At 41.8% G+C, this 608-nt stretch carries 1 protein-coding gene and 1 pseudogene; both read left to right on the top strand.

Annotated features, from left to right (window positions below):
- Positions 1-230: 230 nt before the first annotated feature.
- Positions 231-446: a CBS domain-containing protein gene (locus tag A3756_RS29400; RefSeq protein WP_197475903.1), complete on the top strand. Its 216-nt coding sequence runs from the start codon at positions 231-233 to the stop codon at positions 444-446.
- Positions 356-608 (top strand): annotated as a pseudogene (locus A3756_RS26895) (endonuclease); the annotation flags it as partial. The gene A3756_RS29400 and the pseudogene A3756_RS26895, both read left to right, overlap by 91 nt.

The raw sequence follows: 608 nt of genomic DNA on the forward strand, positions 1-608 counted from the left end.
TACTTGCCTCTCTATTTGCTTAAACTGTCTGACAATCCCTTGCTTTCAGTTTAGGAGAGAATTTAAGGTTCAGCCACTATCAAGGTCTCTATCAAATGTAAGGTGCTCAAATTGATCCATATCAAACGCTAAGGATTTGACAGTGCCACTTCTGATAGCAGTGAACTATGCTCCTAACAAAACAATCGTATTTAAGTCAGGAGCATTAAATGATTAGTCTTGAAGATATTATGACGACAGAGGTGACCACCCTAAGTAAACATCATTCAGTGTTGGATGCTAGGGAACTTATGAGTAACAAGGGGATTCGCCATATCCCAATTACTGATGCACAAGGGATTGGAATTTCAGCTACATGTGGTTGTCTGCAGAGAACGACCCTTGGCAATATGATCGTGACATTCATACGATTGCACGAGACTTCGATGGCAAGGCCTCTACGCTAGCGTATCGTTCTGAATACGCACGTGTTTCAGGTGATGACATTCACTACGTCATTGATAACGACTTTGAGCTAGAAACGCGCGAAGAGAGCAATAACAACTTCAAGGTTTTGACCTATAACGTTTGGAACCTGCTACCCGGTATTACCTCAAAGAATACACATC

This window comes from Oleiphilus sp. HI0086, assembly GCF_001635225.1.